Below are 3,450 nucleotides of genomic sequence, written 5' to 3'. Positions count from 1 at the left end.
TCGCTCCCACATTTACTTAATTGTTCTCTTGGGCAAACGCCGCCACAATCTCATCGATCACCGCCCGCACCCGCGCTGTGATCGCAAGGTACGGAAATGGGCGCGGCTAACCTTACTTACGCCCAAACGTCGAACGATAGCTACCCGGCGGCACCCCGAAAAAATCGCGAAAACGTCGCTGGAAATGCGGGGAGCTGACGAAACCGGTGGCCACGGCGATTTCGGTCACCGAGCGGTTGGTCTGCTGGATGAGCTGGCGTGCCCGTGTCAGGCGCAGTTCCAGGTAATAACGCGTCGGGGTCGCACCGAGGAACCGGCAGAACCGCCGTTCCAGCTGGCGTTTGGAGACCTTGACGCAGGCCGCCAGCTCATCGATCGTCAAAGGCTCTTCAACGTTCTGCCACATCAGTTCCAACGCCAGCTTGAGGCTTTCCGGCAGCGTCGGATCGGTCTCGACGAAGATCGGCGGCAGGTCCGTGGCGTCATCCCCGGACTCATCGCAGCGAAGGATCTCTTCGATTGCCCCCACCAGCGCCTCGCCGCCGGTGCGGCGGATCAGCTGGAGCATCATGCGCAGCGAGCTGTTGGCGCCCGCGCAACTGACTCGCTCGCGGTCTACGACATAGGCGCGGCTGGTGACTTTCACATGGGGAAACATCTCGGTCATCGTCGCCCGACTTTCCGGATGGACCGCGCATTCAAAACCGTCCAGCAGGTTCGCCTCTGCCACAAAAAACACGCCGTTCCACAACCCACCCACTATCGCCCCGGACGTTGCGTTGGCGCGCAGCTTGCGCCGCAATAACGGCGTGCCTTGCAACTTCACACGAAAGCCTCCGGCGACAATCAGCACGTCGAGGTTATCGGGCAATTGCGCCAGCTCGATATCGGTGGAAATGACGATGCCCAGGTCACTCGTCACCTGCCCGCCCGAAGCGCCCGCCGTCAGCACTTGATAAAGCGGCATGTCGCTCATCAGGTTGGCGGTGACCAGCGCGTCCACCGCGCCGGTAAAGGACATCATGGAAAAGTTGTCCATCAGGACGAACGCGACGCGCACCGGCGCTTGTCCCACAGGCGCAGCCCCTTGGGGGCGATAGGCCATGTTCTTGTTCTTGAGTACGCTTTCGAATGCGCTGGGCATGGGGCCTCGTGAGACTGGAAGGCGATCTTGACCGGACCCGGGCGGATTGCCCGAGCCAAGCCATCTTCCCGATTAACCGCAAAGGCAACCATCGCCTGCGCGACATCACTGTCAGCGTTAACGACCTCCGACCAGTGGCGACCTCAAGGGAATACGACATTGGTCGATAGCCTGAGAGTAGGCATGGGCGCTTTTCCCCCAAGAGTTCGCAACGCGCACCGCTGCTGTTTCTGCCGTTCCAACACCGATAAATACCTGCGGGAGAAGTCATGAATATCAAACAGAAGCTGACATGGGCGTTCGCGACCATTGCCTGCCTCCCGGTCATCCTGGTGGCGGTGCTCGTTGTATTGAACCTGCGCGATGCGGCACAAGCCAACTTCCTGGACAGCAGCGGCCGCGAGATCCGCCAGATCGACAACGGCATGAAGCAGTTCTTCGACGGCATCATGCAGAACGTCGAATTTTTCGCCAAGGACCCGCGGATCGTCGCGACCAAGGACTTGAAGAACTACTCGGGCGCTGACGCCGCGCAAATCCCATTGACCGAGAGCAACAAACAGCTGCTGGCGATTTTCGACCAGTTCGCCAAGAGCCATCCGACCACCGCCTACCTGTCCCTGGGCCTGGCGGACGGCGGCTACGCCAGTTGGCCGGATGATCCGAAGATCTCCAACTATGATCCGCGCGTACGCCCCTGGTACAAGGCGGCTGTTGCCGCGCCTGGCACGACAGTGAAGACCGATGCCTATTACTGGGCACCGGACGACGTTTCGCTGATCGGCATCGTGCACACCGTCGCCGATGCCAGCGGCAAGCTGGTCGGCGTGGTCGGCCTCGACGTATCGCTCAAGCAGCTGACCGAACTGGTCAAGAACATCAAGCTGGGCGACAGCGGCTACCTGATGCTGGTGGAAGCCAGCGGCAACGTGCTGGTCGACCCCGCCGAGGCCAAGCACAACTTCAAGCCGCTGGCCGACCTCGGCCCCAACTACGCCGCGCTGGCCAAGAGCAGCGATGGCGCCACCCAGATCGAGATCGATGGCGTGCCCTACATGGCCAACATCGTCACGTCGAAAAGCCTGGGCTGGCGCTTCATCGGCCTGATCAAGCGCGACGAAGTGATGGCCGAGGCGTCGAGCCTGACCTGGTTGATCGCCGCCATCGCCGCCGCGCTGGCCGTGGTCTTCGCCATCGTCGGCGCCAGCTTCGCCAGCGTGATCGTGCGGCCGATTCGTGGTGTTGCCAATGGCCTGCAGGAAATCGCCGAAGGTGAAGGCGACCTCACCCGCAAACTGTCGGTGCAAGGCAAGGACGAAACGGCCACACTGGCGGGTTGGTTCAACCAGTTCCTGGCCATGATCGCGCAACTGATGCAGCGTATCGGCAGCGCTTCTTCCGACCTGCAAACTGCCGCGGCCGATACCAGCAACGTGGCCCAGAACATGAACGATGCCGCCGGTCGCCAGCGCCAGGCCGTGGAGCTGGTGAGCACCGCGTTCAACGAAATGGTCGCCACCGCCAACGAAGTCGCCCGCTCCTGCAGCCAGGCCGCCGTCAGCGCGGACACCGGCTATCGCGATGTACACGACGGCCAACACCACATCGGTGAAGCCACGGGCAGTGTGCTGAAGCTGAGTGAGGAATTGCAGCAGTCGACCCAGACCATGCAGGCGCTGGAGCAGGACAGCAAGAACATCAACACGATCCTCGACACCATCCGTTCGATCGCTGAACAGACCAACCTGCTGGCGCTCAACGCGGCCATCGAGGCGGCGCGCGCGGGCGATCAGGGCCGTGGCTTTGCCGTGGTGGCCGACGAGGTGCGTGCCCTGGCGCGGCGTACCGCCGATTCCACCGGCGAGATCGACAGCCTGCTCGGCAACCTCGCGCGGCGCACCCAGGAAGTGACGCAACAGATGCAGAACAGCCTGCAGGTGTCGCACACCAGCGTCGAGCGCATCCAGCAGGCGCGCGACAGCTTCGACAAGATCCGCACCTCGGTGGACTCGATCCGCGACCAGAACACCCAGATCGCCACCGCCGCTGAGCAACAGCACCAAGTGGCGGAAGACATCAACCGGCACATCGCGCAGATCCACTCCGATGCGCAACTGGTCGAGGAATTCGCCCATACGGCACAAACCGGGTCGGGGCGGCTGACCGATATTTCCGGGCAGCTCAAGGGCTTGGTGGGACGCTTCAGGTTCTAAATCGGCTTTATGCCCCGCCGAAGATCCAATGTGGGAGCGAGCTTGCTCGCGATGGCGGGCTGACAGTCGATAGATATGTTGACTGTGCTGGCC

The 3,450-nt window shown here is 62.2% G+C and carries 2 protein-coding genes and 1 pseudogene; 2 read left to right on the top strand and 1 reads right to left on the bottom strand.

All coding sequences use genetic code 11. The features are described from left to right. Positions 1-112: 112 nt before the first annotated feature. Positions 113-1,144, bottom strand: coding sequence for a GlxA family transcriptional regulator (locus ACE04F_RS11500; RefSeq protein ID WP_486106773.1), 1,032 nt, complete (start codon positions 1,142-1,144; stop codon positions 113-115). Between the two features lie 269 nt (positions 1,145-1,413). Here ACE04F_RS11500 and ACE04F_RS11495 point away from each other — a divergent pair. Next, positions 1,414-2,496: pseudogene (locus tag ACE04F_RS11495) on the top strand (HAMP domain-containing protein); the annotation flags it as partial. 6 nt (positions 2,497-2,502) lie between these two features. Beyond that, a complete protein-coding gene (locus ACE04F_RS11490) occupies positions 2,503-3,357 on the top strand; it encodes a methyl-accepting chemotaxis protein (protein ID WP_434605050.1) in 855 nt (284 codons plus the stop codon). Positions 3,358-3,450: the final 93 nt, after the last annotated feature.

The sequence above is a fragment of the Pseudomonas sp. AGC41 genome, assembly GCF_057334555.1.
The sequence above is the reverse complement of the archived record's forward strand: the minus strand, read 5'-3'. Positions and strand labels throughout refer to the sequence as shown.

Bases quoted from the DNA above. Each gene is read 5' to 3' on its own strand.
- ACE04F_RS11500 (WP_486106773.1), bottom strand. From the start codon at position 1,144: ATGCCCAGCGCATTCGAAAGCGTACTCAAGAACAAGAACATGGCCTAT.
- ACE04F_RS11490 (WP_434605050.1), top strand. From the start codon at position 2,503: ATGATCGCGCAACTGATGCAGCGTATCGGCAGCGCTTCTTCCGACCTG.